Source organism: Inquilinus sp. CAU 1745, assembly GCF_039839375.1.
In the GTDB taxonomy this organism is placed as follows: Bacteria; Pseudomonadota; Alphaproteobacteria; order DSM-16000; family Inquilinaceae; genus JBDOQU01.
This window is the reverse complement of sequence record NZ_JBDOQU010000006.1, coordinates 136,089-151,962: the sequence shown is the minus strand read 5'-3', so window position 1 is coordinate 151,962 and position 15,874 is coordinate 136,089. Positions and strand designations below refer to the sequence as shown.

Annotated in this window: 15 protein-coding genes and 1 tRNA gene; 7 read left to right on the top strand and 9 right to left on the bottom strand. The window is 67.7% G+C overall.

Annotated features, from left to right (window positions below; genetic code table 11):
- The first annotated feature begins 57 nt into the window (after positions 1 to 57).
- The 4 genes from AAFN89_RS09575 to AAFN89_RS09560 are packed head-to-tail and all read left to right on the top strand — an operon-like array spanning position 58 to position 4,652.
- Positions 58 to 1,545 carry an FAD-linked oxidase C-terminal domain-containing protein gene (locus tag AAFN89_RS09575; RefSeq protein WP_347538420.1) on the top strand — a complete coding sequence of 496 codons (1,488 nt, stop codon included), beginning with the start codon at positions 58 to 60 and terminating at the stop codon, positions 1,543 to 1,545.
- 2 nt (positions 1,546 to 1,547) lie between these two features.
- Positions 1,548 to 2,744 carry a glycolate oxidase subunit GlcE gene (gene glcE, locus AAFN89_RS09570; protein WP_347538418.1) on the top strand — a complete coding sequence of 399 codons (1,197 nt, stop codon included), beginning with the start codon at positions 1,548 to 1,550 and terminating at the stop codon, positions 2,742 to 2,744.
- A 14-nt stretch (positions 2,745 to 2,758) separates the two neighbouring features.
- Positions 2,759 to 4,051 (top strand): glycolate oxidase subunit GlcF, encoded by a 1,293-nt coding sequence (gene glcF / locus AAFN89_RS09565; RefSeq protein WP_347538416.1) that lies wholly within the window; start codon positions 2,759 to 2,761, stop codon positions 4,049 to 4,051.
- 16 nt (positions 4,052 to 4,067) lie between these two features.
- A complete protein-coding gene (locus tag AAFN89_RS09560) occupies positions 4,068 to 4,652 on the top strand; it encodes a tetratricopeptide repeat protein (protein WP_347538414.1) in 585 nt (194 codons plus the stop codon).
- Between the two features lie 20 nt (positions 4,653 to 4,672).
- Here the strand turns inward: AAFN89_RS09560 and pyk are convergent, their stop codons facing one another.
- Together pyk and AAFN89_RS09550 are read right to left on the bottom strand one after the other, a co-directional pair.
- Positions 4,673 to 6,109: a pyruvate kinase gene (pyk, locus tag AAFN89_RS09555; protein WP_347538412.1), complete on the bottom strand. Its 1,437-nt coding sequence runs from the start codon at positions 6,107 to 6,109 to the stop codon at positions 4,673 to 4,675.
- A 16-nt stretch (positions 6,110 to 6,125) separates the two neighbouring features.
- Positions 6,126 to 7,400, bottom strand: a complete 1,275-nt coding sequence (locus tag AAFN89_RS09550; RefSeq protein ID WP_347538410.1) for a glycerate kinase — start codon at positions 7,398 to 7,400, stop codon at positions 6,126 to 6,128.
- Positions 7,401 to 7,465: 65 nt separating this feature from the next.
- Here AAFN89_RS09550 and AAFN89_RS09545 point away from each other — a divergent pair, with 65 nt between their 5' ends.
- Together AAFN89_RS09545 and AAFN89_RS09540 are read left to right on the top strand one after the other, a co-directional pair.
- Positions 7,466 to 8,272, top strand: coding sequence for an IclR family transcriptional regulator C-terminal domain-containing protein (locus tag AAFN89_RS09545; RefSeq protein WP_347538408.1), 807 nt, complete (start codon positions 7,466 to 7,468; stop codon positions 8,270 to 8,272).
- 84 nt (positions 8,273 to 8,356) lie between these two features.
- Positions 8,357 to 8,431: transfer RNA gene (locus tag AAFN89_RS09540), tRNA-Thr, on the top strand.
- 346 nt (positions 8,432 to 8,777) lie between these two features.
- Here the strand turns inward: AAFN89_RS09540 and AAFN89_RS09535 are convergent.
- The 6 genes from AAFN89_RS09535 to leuC form a co-directional block, all read right to left on the bottom strand.
- A complete protein-coding gene (locus AAFN89_RS09535) occupies positions 8,778 to 9,011 on the bottom strand; it encodes a hypothetical protein (protein WP_347538406.1) in 234 nt (77 codons plus the stop codon).
- Positions 9,012 to 9,026: 15 nt separating this feature from the next.
- Complete coding sequence (locus tag AAFN89_RS09530; protein WP_347538404.1) at positions 9,027 to 9,614, bottom strand: hypothetical protein; 588 nt, start codon at positions 9,612 to 9,614, stop codon at positions 9,027 to 9,029.
- A gap of 98 nt (positions 9,615 to 9,712) precedes the next feature.
- Positions 9,713 to 10,606 (bottom strand): Hsp33 family molecular chaperone, encoded by an 894-nt coding sequence (locus AAFN89_RS09525; RefSeq protein ID WP_347538401.1) that lies wholly within the window; start codon positions 10,604 to 10,606, stop codon positions 9,713 to 9,715.
- Between the two features lie 11 nt (positions 10,607 to 10,617).
- A complete protein-coding gene (gene argF, locus AAFN89_RS09520) occupies positions 10,618 to 11,532 on the bottom strand; it encodes an ornithine carbamoyltransferase (protein WP_347538399.1) in 915 nt (304 codons plus the stop codon).
- A gap of 4 nt (positions 11,533 to 11,536) precedes the next feature.
- Positions 11,537 to 12,733: an aspartate aminotransferase family protein gene (locus AAFN89_RS09515; protein ID WP_347538397.1), complete on the bottom strand. Its 1,197-nt coding sequence runs from the start codon at positions 12,731 to 12,733 to the stop codon at positions 11,537 to 11,539.
- A gap of 131 nt (positions 12,734 to 12,864) precedes the next feature.
- Entirely contained in the window at positions 12,865 to 14,274 is a 1,410-nt protein-coding gene (gene leuC / locus AAFN89_RS09510; RefSeq protein ID WP_347538395.1) for a 3-isopropylmalate dehydratase large subunit, read from the bottom strand.
- A gap of 174 nt (positions 14,275 to 14,448) precedes the next feature.
- Between leuC and AAFN89_RS09505 the strand changes: the two genes are divergently transcribed.
- Positions 14,449 to 15,369: an anti-sigma factor gene (locus tag AAFN89_RS09505; RefSeq protein ID WP_347538393.1), complete on the top strand. Its 921-nt coding sequence runs from the start codon at positions 14,449 to 14,451 to the stop codon at positions 15,367 to 15,369.
- 76 nt (positions 15,370 to 15,445) lie between these two features.
- On the opposite strand, the gene rplS is transcribed toward AAFN89_RS09505, so the two are convergent.
- The gene (rplS, locus tag AAFN89_RS09500) at positions 15,446 to 15,835 is read right to left on the bottom strand and encodes a 50S ribosomal protein L19 (RefSeq protein WP_347538391.1); all 390 of its coding nucleotides are present in this window, start codon (positions 15,833 to 15,835) and stop codon (positions 15,446 to 15,448) included.
- Between the last annotated feature and the right edge of the window lie 39 nt (positions 15,836 to 15,874).

Below are 15,874 nucleotides of genomic sequence, written 5' to 3'. Positions count from 1 at the left end.
GGGCGGGCTCTTCGATAGAGTGGTAATACCACTTTGCGAGGGTTGGAGAGACGTCCGATGAAGATGCCGACGCCCGACGCCGCCGTGATCGTGCGGCGGCAGGAGATCGTCCAGGCATTGCGCGCCATCGTGCCCGGAGAGGGCGTGATCGTCGACGAGGCGGAGATGCGCGCCTATGAGAGCGACGGGCTGACCGCCTATCGCCAGATGCCCTTCATCGTCGTGCTGCCCTCGACGACGGAGCAGGTTTCCGCAATCCTCCGCTATTGCAGTGAGAACGGCGTTCGGGTCGTGCCGCGCGGGGCCGGCACCTCCCTGTCCGGCGGCGCGCTGCCGCTGGCCGACGCCGTGCTGCTGGGGCTCGGGAAATTCAACCGCGTGCTGGAGGTCGATTACGCCAACCGCTGCGCGCGTGTGCAGCCGGGTGTCACCAATCTGGGCATTACGGACGCGGTGGCGGCCGAGGGCTTCTATTACGCGCCCGACCCGTCCAGCCAGATCGCCTGTTCGATCGGCGGCAATGTCGCGGAGAATTCCGGCGGCGTGCATTGCCTGAAATACGGGCTGACGACCAACAATCTGCTGGGCGTCGAGATGGTGCTGGTCAATGGCGACGTGATCCGGCTGGGCGGCAAGCATCTGGATTCCGAAGGCTACGACCTTCTGGGCGTGATGACGGGATCGGAAGGGCTGCTGGGCGTGGTGACCGAGGTGACGGTGCGCATCCTGAAACGCCCGGCCACGCAGCGGGCCCTGCTGCTGGGCTTCCCGACCAGCGAGGATGGCGGGGAATGCGTCGCCCGGATCATCGGGGCCGGCATCATCCCCGGCGGGCTGGAGATGATGGACCGCCCCGCGATCCACGCGGCGGAAGCCTTCGTCAGGGCGGGCTACCCGCTGGACGTCGAATCGCTGCTGATCTGCGAACTGGACGGGCCGGAGGCGGAGGTCGATCATCTGATCGCGGAGGTCGAGACGATCGCCCGGTCCTGCGGCGCCGTCTCCATCCGCGTCAGCGAGAGCGAGGAGGAGCGGCTGAGCTTCTGGGCAGGCCGGAAGGCGGCCTTCCCGGCGGTCGGCCGGATCAGCCCGGATTATTACTGCATGGATGGCACCATCCCGCGGAAGCAGCTTCCCCATGTGCTGCGGCGGATGGCGGAGCTTTCGGGGAAATACGGGCTGCGCGTCGCCAACGTCTTCCATGCCGGCGACGGCAATCTCCACCCGCTGATCCTCTACGACGCCAACCAGCCGGGAGAGCTGGAGGCCGCCGAAGCGTTCGGCGCGGACATCCTCCGGCTGTGTGTGGAGGTCGGCGGCGTGCTGACCGGCGAACATGGCGTGGGCGTTGAGAAGCGCGACCTGATGGAAGTCCAGTTCGAAAAAGCCGACCTGGACCAGCAGCAGCGCCTGAAATGCGCCTTCGATCCGGAAGGGCTGCTCAACCCCGGCAAGGTCTTCCCGACCTTGCATCGCTGCGCGGAACTGGGGCGGATGCATGTCCATAAGGGCCGGACCGCCTTTCCCGACATTCCGAGATTCTAAGGATGAAAGCCGCGCCGTCACGGGAGGTCGAAATCCTGCATCCCGACAATGAGGCCCAGGTGCTGGACGCCGTGCGCTGGGCGGCGGCGGAAGAGGTGCGGCTGGAGCTGCGGTCGGGCGGGACCAAGCGCGCGCTCGGCAGGCCTGTCCGGGCGGACCGGACGCTCGACCTGTCGGGCCTGTCGGGGATCGCCCTGCATGAGCCGGAGGAGCTGGTCATGTCCTGCGGCCCCGGCACGAGCCTGGCGGAGGTGGCGGCGGCGCTTTCCGCCAGCCGGCAGCAACTGGCGTTCGAGCCGCCCGACCTGGGGCCCCTGCTGGGTGCGCCGGCGGGCGAGGCGACGCTGGGCGGGGTCTTCTCCTGCAACCTGTCGGGACCGCGCCGGATCAAGGCGGGCGCGGCGCGCGACCATCTTCTGGGTCTGTCGGCGGTCAGCGGACGCGGCGAGGCGTTCAAGGCGGGCGGCCGGGTCGTCAAGAACGTCACCGGATACGATGTCTGCAAGCTGATGACCGGCGCCTACGGGACGCTGGGCGCGCTGACGGGGCTGACCTTCAAGGTGCTGCCCGCGCCGGAGGAAACCCGGACAGTGGTCGTCCGGGGGCTGGAGGACGAAGCGGCGGTCGAGGCCATGGGCCTGGCCTTGCGGAGCCCCCACGACGTTTCGGGCGCGGCGCACCTGCCGGCGGCGCTGGGCGGGGAAGCGCGGACGGCGATCCGGTTGGAAGGATTCGGGCCATCCGTCGCCTACCGGTCGGGGAAGCTAACGGAGGCGCTGTCGGCGTTCGGAGAGATGGATTTCCTGGATGACGAGGTTTCGGCCGATTTCTGGCGGGGAGTGCGGGACGTCCGGCCCTTCGTCGGCGACGACCGCATCGTCTGGAAGCTTTCCGTGCCGCCGGCGCAGGGCGCGGCGGTGGCGGCCGCGATCGGAGCTGCGCATTTCTTCGACTGGGGCGGCGGGCTGATCTGGGTCGCCCTGCCGCCGGAGGAGATAGACGGCGCGGCGCGGGTGCGGGCGGCGGTCGATGCTTCGGGCGGCCATGCGACGCTGGTGCGCGCGCCGGATTCGGTGCGTGGGGCGACCGATGTCTTCCATCCGCAGCCGGCGGCGCTGGCGGCGCTGACGGCGCGGATCAAGGACAGCTTCGATCCCAAGAGGATCCTCAATCCCGGCCGAATGTATCCCGGAATCTGAGGGAAGAACGCAGGATGCAGACCCATTTCAGCCTCGCCCAACTGGCCGACCCGGCGGTCGCGGAATCGGAGAAGATTCTTCGGGCCTGCGTCCATTGCGGCTTCTGCACCGCGACCTGCCCGACCTATGTGCTGCTGGGGGACGAACTGGACAGCCCGCGCGGCCGCATCTACCTGATCAAGGAGATGCTGGAGGGCGGCGGGCCGGCGACCGCGCCGGTGGTGAAGCATGTCGACCGATGTCTCTCCTGCCTCTCCTGCATGACGACCTGCCCGTCCGGCGTGCATTACATGCATCTGGTCGATCATGCGCGGGCGCATATCGAACGCACCTACGAACGACCGCCCGCCGACCGCGCCGTAAGGGCGCTGCTGGCCTTCCTGCTGCCCTATCCCGCGCGGTTCAGGCTGGCGGTGATCGGGGCCGGGCTCGTCCGGCCGCTGGCGCGGTTCCTGCCGAAGGCGCTGCGCCCAATGGTGGCGCTCGCCCCCCGGAAGATCCCGCCGCCCAGCGCAGTCGACCGGCCGGGGATATTTCCGGCGGAGGGGTCGAGGCGGGCGCGGGTTGCGCTGCTGAATGGCTGCGCGCAGCAGGTGCTGGATACCGATATCAACGAGGCGACGATCCGCCTGCTGACCCGCCACGGCGTCGAGGTGGTGGTCGCGAAGGGGGCCGGCTGCTGCGGCGCGCTGACCCACCATATGGGCAAGGAGGATGCGGCCTTAGCGTCCGCCAGGGCCAATATCGATGCCTGGAGCCGGGAAGCGGAAGGGCTGGACGCCATCATCGTCAACACGTCCGGCTGCGGGACCACCGTGAAGGATTACGGCTTCATGTTCCGGGACGATCCGGAATGGGCGGGCAGAGCGGCTGCGGCATCGGCGTTGGCAAGGGACGTGACGGAGTTCATGGCGGCGCTCGGGCTGGAACGGCCGGCCGCGCCCGAAGGTCTGAACGTGGCCTATCATTCCGCCTGCTCCCTCCAGCACGGGCAGCAGGTGAGGGCGGAGCCGAAGGCGTTGCTGGCAGCGGCGGGGTTCGCGGTGTGCGACGTTCCCGAAGCCCATCTCTGCTGCGGGTCGGCCGGCACCTATAACCTTCTCCAGCCCGCCATCGCGACGGAATTGCGGGACCGGAAGGTGCGCAACATCGAAAGCACGGGACCCGACGTTATCGCCGCCGGCAATATCGGCTGCATGACCCAGATATCCTCCGGCACGGATATTCCGGTGGTCCATACCGTGGAATTGCTGGACTGGGCGACCGGCGGGCCGCGCCCGTCCGCGCTCCCGCTTCCGGCCGGGTGACCGCGGGGCTTGCCGGATGTTCCGTGCGCGCCATCTTCTGCTTATGGGCGCGCGGCTGATTCTTATCGTGTCGATCCTCGTCCTGTGCTGGCTGCCGGCTCGGGCCGATCAGACCGATCCGCGGCTGGACGACCTCTTCACCCGTCTCTTCCTGGCCGAATCGCCGGCCGACGCGGCGTTCATCGAGACGGTGATCTGGAACATCTGGTTCCGCTATGACGGCGACAATGACGATATCCGCCGGCTGATGAGCCAGGGCATGGCGGCGGCGCAGGAAGGGCTGCTGGAGGTCGCGGAGGACTCCTTCTCGCAAATCGTGGCGCAGGAGCCGGATTTCGCGGAAGGCTGGAATCAGCGCGCCACCATCCGCTACATGCGCGGCGACTATGCCGGATCGATCGCCGACATCCAGGCCGTTCTGGCGCTGGAGCCCAGGCATTTCGGCGCCCTGTCGGGCCTCGGCCTCTGCTATGTGGAACTGGGCGAGCTTGAGCGGGCGCTTGCGGCGTTCGAGGCGACGCTGGAAATCCACCCCCACGCGCCCGGCGCGGCCGCCAATGTCGCCCTGCTGAAAGAATTCCTCGCCGGCGACCCGATCTGATCCTCAGGCCCATCTGACTGTCAGGCTTCCACCCAGGCGATGCGCAGCACGTTGGTGTTGCCGGCCGTGCCGAAGGGGACACCCGCGGTGATGACCAGCCGCTGGCCTTCCAGGGCCAGCCCTTCCTTGAAGGCCAGTCGGCAGGCCTTCTTGACCATTTCCGAAAAGGTCGAGACGTCGGAGGTCTGGATCGGGTGGACGCCCCAGCAGAGCGCCATCCGCCGCGCCGTTGCAGGGTTGGCGGTGAGGCAGAGGATCGGCGCGTCGGGCCGTTCCCGCGCCGCGCGCAGCGTCGTCGATCCGGAGGTCGTGTAGGTGACGATGGCGGCAGCCTTGATCGTGGTCGCGACCTGGCGGGCGGCGGCGGTGATCGCGTCGGCGGCCGTGCTTTCCGGCGCAAGCTGGACCGCGTCGATCAGCGAGCGGTAGAGCGGGTCCTGCTCCGACCGGGTGGCGATGCGGCTCATCATCGTCACCGCCTCCACCGGATACTCGCCGGACGCCGTTTCCGCCGACAGCATCACCGCGTCCGCCCCGTCATAGACGGCGGTCGCCACGTCGGACGCTTCCGCGCGCGTCGGGGTGGGAGAGGAGATCATGCTTTCCAGCATCTGGGTCGCGACGATCACCGGCTTGCCGGCCTGGCGGCAGCGGCGGACCATCTGCTTCTGGAGGCCGGGAACGTCCTCCGTCGGCATCTCCACACCCAGATCGCCGCGCGCGACCATCAGCGCGTCGGTCAGTTCCACCAGCTCGCGCAGATGCTCGATCGCGGACGGCTTCTCCATCTTCACGATCAGTTGCGCGCGTCCGGCGATCAGCTTGCGCGCCTCGGCCACGTCCTCCGGCCGCTGGACGAAGGAGATGGCGATCCAGTCGACGCCCTTGTCCAGCGCGTAGTCCAAATCCTTCCTGTCCTTCGTCGTCAGCGGCGACAGGCGCAGCAGCGCGTTGGGGACGTTCAGCCCCTTGCGCTCGCTGAGCCTGCTGCCTGCTTCGACCATCGCTTCGGCAAACCCCTTGCCCGCCTTGGTAACGCGCATCCGGACCTTGCCGTCGTCCAGCAGCAGCACCGTTTCGGGCTGCAACGCCTCCATCACCTCCGGATGGGGCAGGTGAACGCGCGTCTCGTCGCCCGGCGTCGGATCGTCATCGAACCGGAAGGTCTGGCCGATCTTCAGCGTGACCGGCCCGTTGGCGAAGGTGCCGACGCGCAGCTTCGGTCCCTGGAGGTCGGCCATCACGGAGATCGGCCGCTGGTATTCTTCCTCCAGCGCCCGGATGATCTTCAGCCTCTCGCCGTGATCGTCCTGCGTTCCATGGCTGAAATTCAGCCGGAAGACGTCGGCTCCGGCCTCGAAGAGCCGCCGGATCATCTCCTCCGACCCGCTGGCGGGGCCCAGGGTGGCGACGATCTTGATCTTTCGATCACGGGTGATCGGTATGCGTTTGGTCATGCGCGGGGACCGTGCCTCAGGGGGAGCGAGGAAGCACCAGGATGGCGCGGAAATCGTTGACGTTGGTCAGGGTCGGCCCGGTGGTCACCAGATCGCCCAGCGCCGCGAAGAAACCATATCCGTCATTCTGTTCCAAGCGGTCTTTGGCGATCAGCCCTTTTGTTGCGCCGCGGGAGAGGCTGTCGGGCCCGGTGATCGCGCCGGCATTGTCCTCCATGCCGTCGATCCCGTCGGTGTCGCCGGCCAGCGCCCAGACGCGGCCGTGGCCCTCCAGCGCGATCGCCAGCGACAGCAGGAATTCGACATTCCTGCCGCCTCGCCCGTCGCCGCGCACGGTCACCGTCGTCTCGCCGCCCGACAGCAGGGCGCAAGGGGCGGCGAAGGGCTGGTCGCGATCGGCGACCTGCCGCGCCAGGGCGGCCAGCACCAGGCCGACATCCCGCGATTCGCCCTCGATGCGGTCGCTGAGGATATGGGCTTCCACGCCCATCGATCCAGCAAGCGCCGCCGCCGCCTCCAGCGCGCTCTGCGGCGTGGCGATCATCCGGATCTCCGACTTGGCGAAGATCGGGTCGCCCGGCTTCGGCGTTTCCCGCTCCGCCCGGTCCAGATGGTCACGGACGGCAACCGGCAGATCGACGGCGTACTTCTTCAGGATCGTCCGCGCATCGGCGAAGCTGGTGGGATCCGGGACGGTGGGGCCTGAGGCGATGACGTCGGGATCATCGCCCGGCACGTCGGAGATCAGAAGCGTCACCATCCTCGCCGGCGCGGCGGCGGCGGCCAGCCATCCGCCCTTGATGGCGGAGAGGTGCTTGCGGACGCAGTTCATCTCGTCGATCGTCGCGCCCGATTTCAGCAGCGCCCGGTTGACCGCCTGCTTGTCCTCCAGCGAAAGGCCCGGCGATGGCAGGGGCATCAGCGACGATCCCCCGCCGGAGATGAGGCAGAGCACCAGATCGTCCTCTCCCGCGCCGTCGGCGAGGTCCAGGACCCGCTCCGCCGCGCGCAGCCCGGCTTCGTCGGGCACCGGATGGGACGCCTCCACGATCTCTATCCGCCGGCAGGGGACGGCATGGCCGTAGCGCGTGACGACCAGCCCCTCCAGATCGCCCGGCCAGTGATCCTCGACGGCTCGCGCCATGGCGGCCGAAGCCTTCCCGGCGCCGATGACGATGGTGCGGCCCTTCGGCGGCGGCGGCAGGTGCGGCGGGACCCGCGCCGACGGCAGCGCCGCGTCGATTGCGGCGGCGAACAGTTTTTCGAGCAGGGCTCTGGGATCGTCGATCATGAAGGGGCGGGGTCCGAACGGGTCAGGGTTTTCAAACGGGAAACGACAGCTTACAAAAAATGGAAATGAGTTCCACATCGCAAAAATCATCACGGAGCGAAACCGGCGCGGGGCAGGTGCAGTCGCTGACGCGCGGCCTTGCGCTCCTGGCGCGGCTGGCGGAGACGGAGCATGGCGCGACGCTGACGGAACTTGCCCAAGCGACAGGATTGGCGCCTTCCACCGCCCATCGCCTGCTGGGCAGCCTGGAGGCCCAGCGATTCGCCTGCCAGAACGCCGAAACCGGCCGCTGGTCGATCGGCGTCGCCGCCTTCTCGGTCGGGCAGGCCTTCGTCCGCGGACGCAATCATGTCGCGCTCGCCCGGCCGTTCATGCGCCGGCTGGTGGAGGAGGGGGGCGAGACGGCGAACATGGCGGTGGAGGACAGGGGGGAGGCGGTCTATCTGGCGCAGATCGAATGCGACCAGATGATGCGCGCCTTCGCCCGCGTCGGCGCGCGGGTGCCGATGCATGCGTCCGGGGTCGGCAAGGCGCTGCTGGCCGCGCTGCCGGAGGCGGAACGGACCGTCATCCTGCAAGCAAGGCCGCTTGACCGGCTGACGGGCCGGACGCGGGTGGAGCCCACAGCACTGCTGGCGGATTTGCGCGAGGCGCACTCACGGGGTTACGCCATCGACGATGAGGAACATGCCATTGGCCTGCGCTGCGTTGCGTCGACTGTCCTCGATGAGACGGGGCGGCCGCTGGCCGCCCTTTCGGTCTCCGGCCCGACGGCGCGGATGACCGACGACCGGATGCCCTCGCTCGGCCGGCTGGTCGCCGACGCCTGCGCCGCCCTGACGCGGGAGATCGGGGGTCGTCCACCCGCGTGAGTTCCGGCGTCGCAACGCATTGACGGCCCGTGCTTCTGGGGCTAGGTTGCGCGCCGCCCGGCCCGTCTGGCCGGAACCTGGTTCGCCGTAGTAGCTCAGCGGTAGAGCATCCGCTTCGTAAGCGGGTGGTCGGGGGTTCAAATCCCTCCTACGGCACCATTCCTCAAAAAATCCATTGATCGCACGTGTGCCGGAAACCTTTCCGGCGGATGAAAGATCGTTCATGAAGCGTTCTTTCAGCTTGGCGCGGACGGGATGCACCCTACCTATCAATGCGTAGGATGTGACTTCCTATTCCCCTCCCTTACCCCCGCCTTCCCGCCCCCATACCCCCGAAGGCGGGGGAATTTTTCTGAAAGCGGAGGCGAGTCACTGATCCGCCCAAATCGCACCTTGCGGGAGAAACGTTCTTTCTCCACACTCCATTCCGGATCGTTAATGATCCAAACTGCAGAAACTAAAACGCCCGTCCTCGGCAACGATGGACGGGCGCTTTTTAGGTTCATCATGGAATTACCCAGAGGGAATCCATGGGCCGTCGCCTCACCGGCGGCGAAGAATCGGGCGCGGTCCCGTCATTTTCGACGCCGCATGGATGCTGCAACAAGTCCAGCATGACATTGTTTTTGTTGGTCATTCCGGACTTGATCCGGAATCCATAGGCCTTGGCCGCTTCACCGGCGGCGAAGGGGCAGGCGAAAGCCCGGCGTCCTTCGAAATCGTAGGATGCCGGGATCAAGTCCGGCGTGACTCCTCAGCGGAGGACCAGCGCCCCCATCTGGCCGCGGATGTTGCTTTCCAACTCCGCATCCAGATCACTCATCGTGGCTTCGGTCAGGCGGTACCAGATCTGCTCCCGCTCGGCCAGGGTGGCGTCCTCCGGCACGCTGGTCGTCCGCTGCGCCGTGGCCAGGGTGTATCCTCTCGTCCCGCTGCCGTTCTCGGCCTCGATCCGCACCTGGAACCGGGCGCGGAGTTGCTGTGCCTGATCGACCGTGATCGCGCCCCGGATGCCGGGGGTGCGGGCAAGCTGTTCCGCCGTGACGCTGGCGTCCTCGATATAGACGCGCGCATAGCCGCCGGTGCCGGCCGGCTGCAACCGGTCGCGCGTCCAGCGACGGATCACGTCACTGGGCACCTGCGGGAACAGATGTTCGACATTCGGATCGGCCAGGGGCGGCTGGTAGCTCTGCGCCACCTCCACCCGCGCCACGTCCAGTACGATCGGCGCGCGGGTGGTGAAGCGGATTTCCTGCGTTTCGCGCATCGGCGGCGTCGCACAGGCGGCGACAGCGAGTGCGCAACCGAAGACGAACAGGCGGCGGGAGACGGCGAATGGCATGGAGGAGGCACCCTGTGGCGTGATTTTTTCTATCCGGCAAACGGACCATCCCGGCATGGCAGGATGATGGCGCGGGGAGACGGGTAGGGGAAGAAGTCTCAGGACTCCGCCCGCGCTTCCTCCTTCAGCCGGTCCAGATCGGCATCGTCGAAACGGTAGGTCGTGTTGCAGAACTCGCAATTCACCTCCACGCGGCCATCGATCTTCAGCGTCTCCAGCTCCGCCCTCGGGATGGCGGTCAGCGCCGCCGTCACCTTGTCGCGGGAGCAGCGGCATCGATCGCGCACCGGCTGCGGGTCGAAGACGCGCACCCCGTCCTCGTGGAACAGACGATAGAGCAGGCGGGATGGGGCAAGGCCGGGGTCCAGTAGTTCGGCGTCCGTCGCGCTTTCCATCAGGATCATCGCCCGCCGCCAATCATCCTCGCGGTCCGACGCCGGGATGATCTTCTCCTGGTCCGGCAGGCGTTGCAGCATCAGCCCGCCGGCGCGCCATCCGGCGTCGCCACGGCCGACCGCCAGCTTAAGGCCGGCGTTTATCTGCTCCGACTGCCGGAAATAATGGGTGAGGCATTCGGCCAGCGTGTCGCCGGTTAGCTCCACGATGCCCTGATAACGCTCCGTGTGTTCCCCCTGGTCGACGGTGAACGCGAGGTGCCCCGCGCCCAGCAGGTCGCGGAAGGTCGGCGTTCCGTCGTGCGGCAGCCGATTGGCGTCGAAGCGCGCATAGCCCCTGATGTCGCCGGTCGAGGTGACGTCGGCGACCATCAGTGAAACGGGGCCGTCGCCCTTCGTCTGCAAGGTGAAAACGCCATCATATTTCAGTGTGCTGGCCAGCAGCGCCGCCAGCGTCACCGTCTCTCCCAGCAGGCCGGCGACAGGCGCGGGATAGTCGTGCCGATCCAGGATCGCATCCAGCGCCGCGCCCAGCCGCGCCGACCTGCCTCTAAGACCGGAGGAATCGATCTGGAACGGCAGGATGGCGTCGTCCATCCCGGCTCCGCTCATGCGTCCAGGCACCACAGCAGGATCCCCTTCTGTGCGTGAAGGCGGTTCTCCGCCTCGTCCCACACGGCGGATTGCGGGCCGTCGATCACGCTGTCGGTCACCTCCTCCCCGCGATGGGCGGGCAGGCAGTGCAGGAAGACCGCTTCCGGCTTGGCGAGCGACATCAGCCGCTCATCCACCTGGTAGGGGCGAAGCAGATTGTGACGCGACGGCGCATCCTTGTCGCCCATGGAGACCCAGGTATCCGTCACGATGCAGTCGACCCCGCGCGCCGTCGTGTCCGGATCGGCGCCGACGGAGACGTTGGCTCCCTGCCGGTGCGCCCAGGCGATCAGGTCGGCCGGGGGCTGGAGCGTCTCGGGACAGGCGAGGCGGAGTTCGAAGTCGAACTGGGCGGCGGCCCGGATGAAGGATCGTGCGACATTGTTGCCGTCGCCCATCCAGGCGACCGACTTGCCGGCGATCGGCCCCAACCGTTCCTCCAGCGTCATCACGTCGGCCATCAGCTGGCAGGGGTGGGTCGTGTCGGTCAGGCCGTTGATGACCGGCACCGTGGCGTATTCCGCCATCTCCGCCAGGCGTTCATCGCCATGGGTGCGGATCATGATGGCGTCGACATAGCGGGACAGGACGCGGGCGGTGTCGGCGATCGTCTCGCCTCTTCCAAGCTGGATCTGGTCGCCAGACAGCATGACGGTTTCCCCGCCAAGCTGCCGCATCCCCACCTCGAACGAAACGCGGGTGCGGGTGGAGCTTTTCTCGAAGATCAGCGCCAGCGTCTTGCCCTTGAGCGGCTGGGCGGCCTCGCCGCGCGGGTCGTCCCGCTTCAGCGTCGCGGCGCGGTCCAGGATCGACCGCAGATCGGCCTTGTCGACCTTGTGCAGGTCGAGGAAATGCTTCGGTGAGGTCATGGGTTCAGACCGCCTTCGCCTGCTGTTCTCCGGCGGTTCGGCGCGTGAACACCCGGTCGAGGATGGTGATGGCCTCCTCGATCTCCGCCTCGCCGATGATCAGCGACGGCAACAGGCGGATGACGTTCTCCCCGGCCGGCGCGACGATCATGCCCTCGGCGCGCAGATCATCGATGATCTCCGTATTGGGGTGGACGCATTTGAGCCCCAGCAGGAGCCCCGCGCCGCGCACCTCCTCGACCACCGCGCCGTGCCGGCTCACCAGCGCGGACAGCCGGTCCCACAGCGCCCCGGCCGTCTTCCGGACGCGGGGGAGGAAGCCCGGCTCCAGCATCACATCCAGCACGGCGTTGCCGACCGCCATCGCCAGCGGGTTGCCGCCATAGGTGGTGCCGTGCGCGCCGGCGGTCATGCCGATCGCCGCCTTCTCCGTCGCCAGGAACGCGCCCATCGGGAAGCCCGACCCGATGCCCTTGGCGACGCACATCACGTCGGGGGTGACGCCCGCCCATTCATGGGCGAACAGCTTGCCGGTGCGGCCGTAGCCGGTCTGGATCTCATCCAGGAACAGCAGCAGGCCGAACTCGTCGCAGACCCGCCGCAACTCCCTCAGATAATCCAGCGAGGCCGCGCGCACGCCGCCTTCGCCCTGGATCGGCTCGACATGGATGGCCGCCGTCTCGTCGGTGATCGCGGCGCGAAGCTCATTCAGATTGCCCCAGGCGACCTGGTCGAACCCGTCGACGATCGGCCCGAAGCCCTTGGTCAGCTTCTCGCTCTTCGCCGCCGCTATGGCGGCCAGCGTCCGGCCGTGGAAGGCCCCCGACGCCGTGATGATGCGCCAGCGTTTCGGATTGCCGGTGGCGTAGTGATATTTCCGCACCAGCTTGGTCGCGCCTTCCCAGGCCTCCACCCCGGAATTGGAGAAGAAGACGGTGTCGGCAAAGGTGGCCTCGACCAGCCGCCGGGCCAGCTTCTCCTGCTCCGGGATGCGGAACAGGTTGGAGGTGTGCCAGAGCTTGCTCCCCTGGTCCTTCAGCGCCCGGACGACATGCGGATGGCAGTGGCCCAGCGACATCACGGCGATGCCGGCGGCGAAATCCAGATAGCGTCGCCCGTCGGTGTCGAAGAGGTAGGCCCCTTCGCCCCGCTCGAACGCCACATCGGCCCGCGCATAGGTCGGCATCACGGCTGGGATCATCGGATTTCATGTCCTTGGGGCTTGAAGGGACGTGGCCTCCGCGTCCCGGGAAGCATGGGACTAAACACAAGGCCCCCCGCCATTGTCAATTCGGGCGGGGGCTCATGCGGGGGAGACGAGGTGGGGAAAGGCTATCCGACGAGCTGCCGGACATCCGTCAGATGGCCGGTGACCGCCGCCGCGACGGCCATCGCCGGGCTGACCAGATGGGTCCGGCCGCCGCGGCCCTGTCGGCCCTCGAAATTGCGGTTGGAGGTCGAGGCGCAGCGTTCGCCGGGCTGCAGCTTGTCGGCGTTCATGGCCAGGCACATGGAGCAGCCGGGCTCCCGCCAGTCGAAGCCGGCCTCCTTGAACACCTGGTCCAGCCCCTCGCGCTCCGCCTGCTCCTTCACCAGGCCGGAGCCGGGGACGATCATGGCGTAGACGCTGTCGGCCACCTTGCGGCCCCGCGCCACCTCGGCGGCGGCGCGCAGATCCTCGATCCGCCCGTTGGTGCAGGACCCGATGAAGACCTTGTCGACCGGGATCTCGCTCATCGGCGTGCCGGCGGTGAGGCCCATATAGTCCAGCGCGCGCTCCGCCGCCTTGGCCCTGCCGGTATCGGCGAAGGTCTTGGGATCGGGCACGCGATCGGTGATCGGCACCACGTCCTGCGGGCTGGTCCCCCAGGTGACGCTGGGCGCGATGTCGGCGGCGGCCAGATGGACCTCCGTATCGTAGGTCGCGCCCTCGTCCGACGGCAGCGTCCGCCAATAGGCGACGGCCTTCTCCCACTCATCTCCCTCCGGGGCCAGCGGCCGGCCCTTGACGTAGGCGAAGGTGGTTTCGTCCGGCGCGATCAGCCCGGCGCGCGCGCCGGCCTCGATCGACATGTTGCAGATGGTCATCCGGCCTTCCATAGACAGGCCGCGTATCGCCGATCCGGCATATTCGATGACATGGCCGGTGCCGCCGGCGGTGCCGATCTTGCCGATGATCGCCAGGATGATGTCCTTGGCCGTCACGCCGGGCGCCAGGTCGCCATCGACGGTGATCCGCATGTTCTTCGCGCGGCGCTGCTGCAGGGTCTGGGTCGCCAGGACGTGTTCCACCTCGCTGGTGCCGATTCCGAAGGCCAGTGCGCCGAACGCGCCGTGGGTAGCGGTGTGGCTGTCGCCGCAGACGATGGTCATGCCGGGCTGGGTCAGCCCCTGTTCCGGCCCGACGATATGGACGATGCCCTGCCGCCGGTCGTTCATCTTGAAGATCGGCACGCCGAAATCGTCGGCGTTTCGCTCCAGCGTCTCGACCTGGATGCGGCTTTCCTCGTCGCTGATGCCCTTGGAGCGGTCGGAGGTCGGCACGTTGTGGTCCGGCACCGCCAGCGTGGCGTCGGGACGGCGCACCGTGCGCCCGGCCATGCGCAGCCCTTCGAAGGCCTGCGGGCTGGTCACCTCATGCACGAGGTGGCGATCGATGTAGAGGATCGCCGAGCCGTCGTCGGAGGTGTGGACCAGATGGGCGTCCCAGATCTTGTCGTAGAGCGTGCGCGGCGTGGCCATGGAAATCTCATCGGTAAACGGTGCTGTAAGGCTTCGGAGAATACCGGACCGGCGGGGCCGGCGGAAGGCGTGATTCTTGCTACATTGTCACCCTCCGGACCGAACAAGGCTGGCTCCGGCGCGGGGTTCGAAATATAAGCGTCCATCGTCCCATCCCTCGGGAGAGGAAGGAAGATGAGGGGAGCGCGCGAACCGTCGACGGGATCGGTCGAAACCCATTCTCCGACGTCGGCGGACGCGCTGGAGGCGCTTCTTCGGCGCTGCGCCGGCGGCGATCGGACGGCGCTCCGGGAAATATACGATCGTGAAGCGCCGCGCCTTGTCGGTGTCGCCTGCGGGATCGCCCGCGACCGCACGGTGGGAGAGGACATCGTCCACGACGCCTTGGTGAAGGTCTGGACCAGGGCGGCGACCTTCGACCCCGCCCGAGGCGACGCGCGGACCTGGATCGTCGCCATCGCGCGTAACCAGGCGCTGGACCAGGTGCGGGGAGAGCGCCGGGAGTCGGCTTCGAACGAAGTCAACGAAGCGGCCGATGCCGTTCCTCCATCTCCCGAATTGTGGGAGCGTGTCTCCCGGACGCTCGGCGGCGGAACCATTCCCAGGAGCCCCGCCGCGCCCTCCGCGAAATCGATGACGCGGGTGCCGCTCACCCGCCGGCTGGGTTTCTGGCGAGCGGCCACCGGCCTCGTCGCTATAGCCGCAATCCTTCTGGCGGCGGTCGTCCTGTTGCGGCCCTTCGATCCGCCGGCGGCCTATATGGCGATCCTGCAAAGCCGGGACGGCGCGGATGCGGGGTATCTGGCCCGTGCCGACGCCGACGGCAATATGACGCTCACGGCTCTGGAGACGGTCTCGATCGCTCCCGACCGGACGCTTCAGCTCTGGACGCTGGCCGATCCGGCGGCGGGACCGGTGTCGCTCGGGCTTCTGGAGCCGGGGCAGTCGATGATGGTGCCGGCCGCCGCTCTGCCGGCGCTTGGGGGCGGGCAACTTTTCCAGATATCGGTCGAGTCTGAAGCCGGGTCGCCGACCGGCAGCCCAACAGGCCCCGTCCTCTATATCGGCAGAACTGTCGACACCTCCAATTACTGAGGAGCGGCAGCCGCCGGGGCAAAGAAAAGGCCGCCTCCTTCCGGGGCGGCCTTTTCCATGACGCTGGAGGAAAGCCTCAGCCTTCCTTCGCTTCCTTGGCGGGACGGGTATCGCGCTTCTCCGCGATACGGGCGGACTTGCCGCGGCGGCCGCGCAGGTAATAGAGCTTGGCGCGGCGGACGGCGCCGCGGCGAACCACGTCGATCGAATCGATGCGCGGGCTGAACAGCGGGAAGACACGCTCCACGCCTTCGCCATAGCTGATCTTGCGCACGGTGAACGAGCTGTTGAGGCCGGCATTCTTGCGGGCGATGCACACGCCTTCATAGGCCTGCACGCGCTCACGGGTGCCTTCGACCACCTTCACGTTGACGCGGACGGTGTCGCCGGGACCGAATTCCGGGATCGGACGGGCCTCGGCAAGCTGGGTGGCCTGATCGGCCTCAAGCTGCTGGATGATGTTCATGGCAATGGTTCCTTCTTCTTCTACCTGCCGCCGGCCTGG

Excerpts from the sequence above, each read along its gene's own strand:
- AAFN89_RS09550 (WP_347538410.1), bottom strand. The coding sequence starts at position 7,400 with ATGATCGACGATCCCAGAGCCCTGCTCGAAAAACTGTTCGCCGCCGCA.
- AAFN89_RS09515 (WP_347538397.1), bottom strand. The coding sequence starts at position 12,733 with ATGATCCCAGCCGTGATGCCGACCTATGCGCGGGCCGATGTGGCGTTC.
- glcF (WP_347538416.1), top strand. The coding sequence starts at position 2,759 with ATGCAGACCCATTTCAGCCTCGCCCAACTGGCCGACCCGGCGGTCGCG.
- AAFN89_RS09505 (WP_347538393.1), top strand. The coding sequence starts at position 14,449 with ATGAGGGGAGCGCGCGAACCGTCGACGGGATCGGTCGAAACCCATTCT.
- argF (WP_347538399.1), bottom strand. The coding sequence starts at position 11,532 with ATGACCTCACCGAAGCATTTCCTCGACCTGCACAAGGTCGACAAGGCC.
- pyk (WP_347538412.1), bottom strand. The coding sequence starts at position 6,109 with ATGACCAAACGCATACCGATCACCCGTGATCGAAAGATCAAGATCGTC.
- AAFN89_RS09545 (WP_347538408.1), top strand. The coding sequence starts at position 7,466 with ATGAGTTCCACATCGCAAAAATCATCACGGAGCGAAACCGGCGCGGGG.
- glcE (WP_347538418.1), top strand. The coding sequence starts at position 1,548 with ATGAAAGCCGCGCCGTCACGGGAGGTCGAAATCCTGCATCCCGACAAT.
- rplS (WP_347538391.1), bottom strand. The coding sequence starts at position 15,835 with ATGAACATCATCCAGCAGCTTGAGGCCGATCAGGCCACCCAGCTTGCC.
- AAFN89_RS09530 (WP_347538404.1), bottom strand. The coding sequence starts at position 9,614 with ATGCCATTCGCCGTCTCCCGCCGCCTGTTCGTCTTCGGTTGCGCACTC.
- AAFN89_RS09525 (WP_347538401.1), bottom strand. The coding sequence starts at position 10,606 with ATGGACGACGCCATCCTGCCGTTCCAGATCGATTCCTCCGGTCTTAGA.
- leuC (WP_347538395.1), bottom strand. The coding sequence starts at position 14,274 with ATGGCCACGCCGCGCACGCTCTACGACAAGATCTGGGACGCCCATCTG.
- AAFN89_RS09560 (WP_347538414.1), top strand. The coding sequence starts at position 4,068 with ATGTTCCGTGCGCGCCATCTTCTGCTTATGGGCGCGCGGCTGATTCTT.
- AAFN89_RS09575 (WP_347538420.1), top strand. The coding sequence starts at position 58 with ATGAAGATGCCGACGCCCGACGCCGCCGTGATCGTGCGGCGGCAGGAG.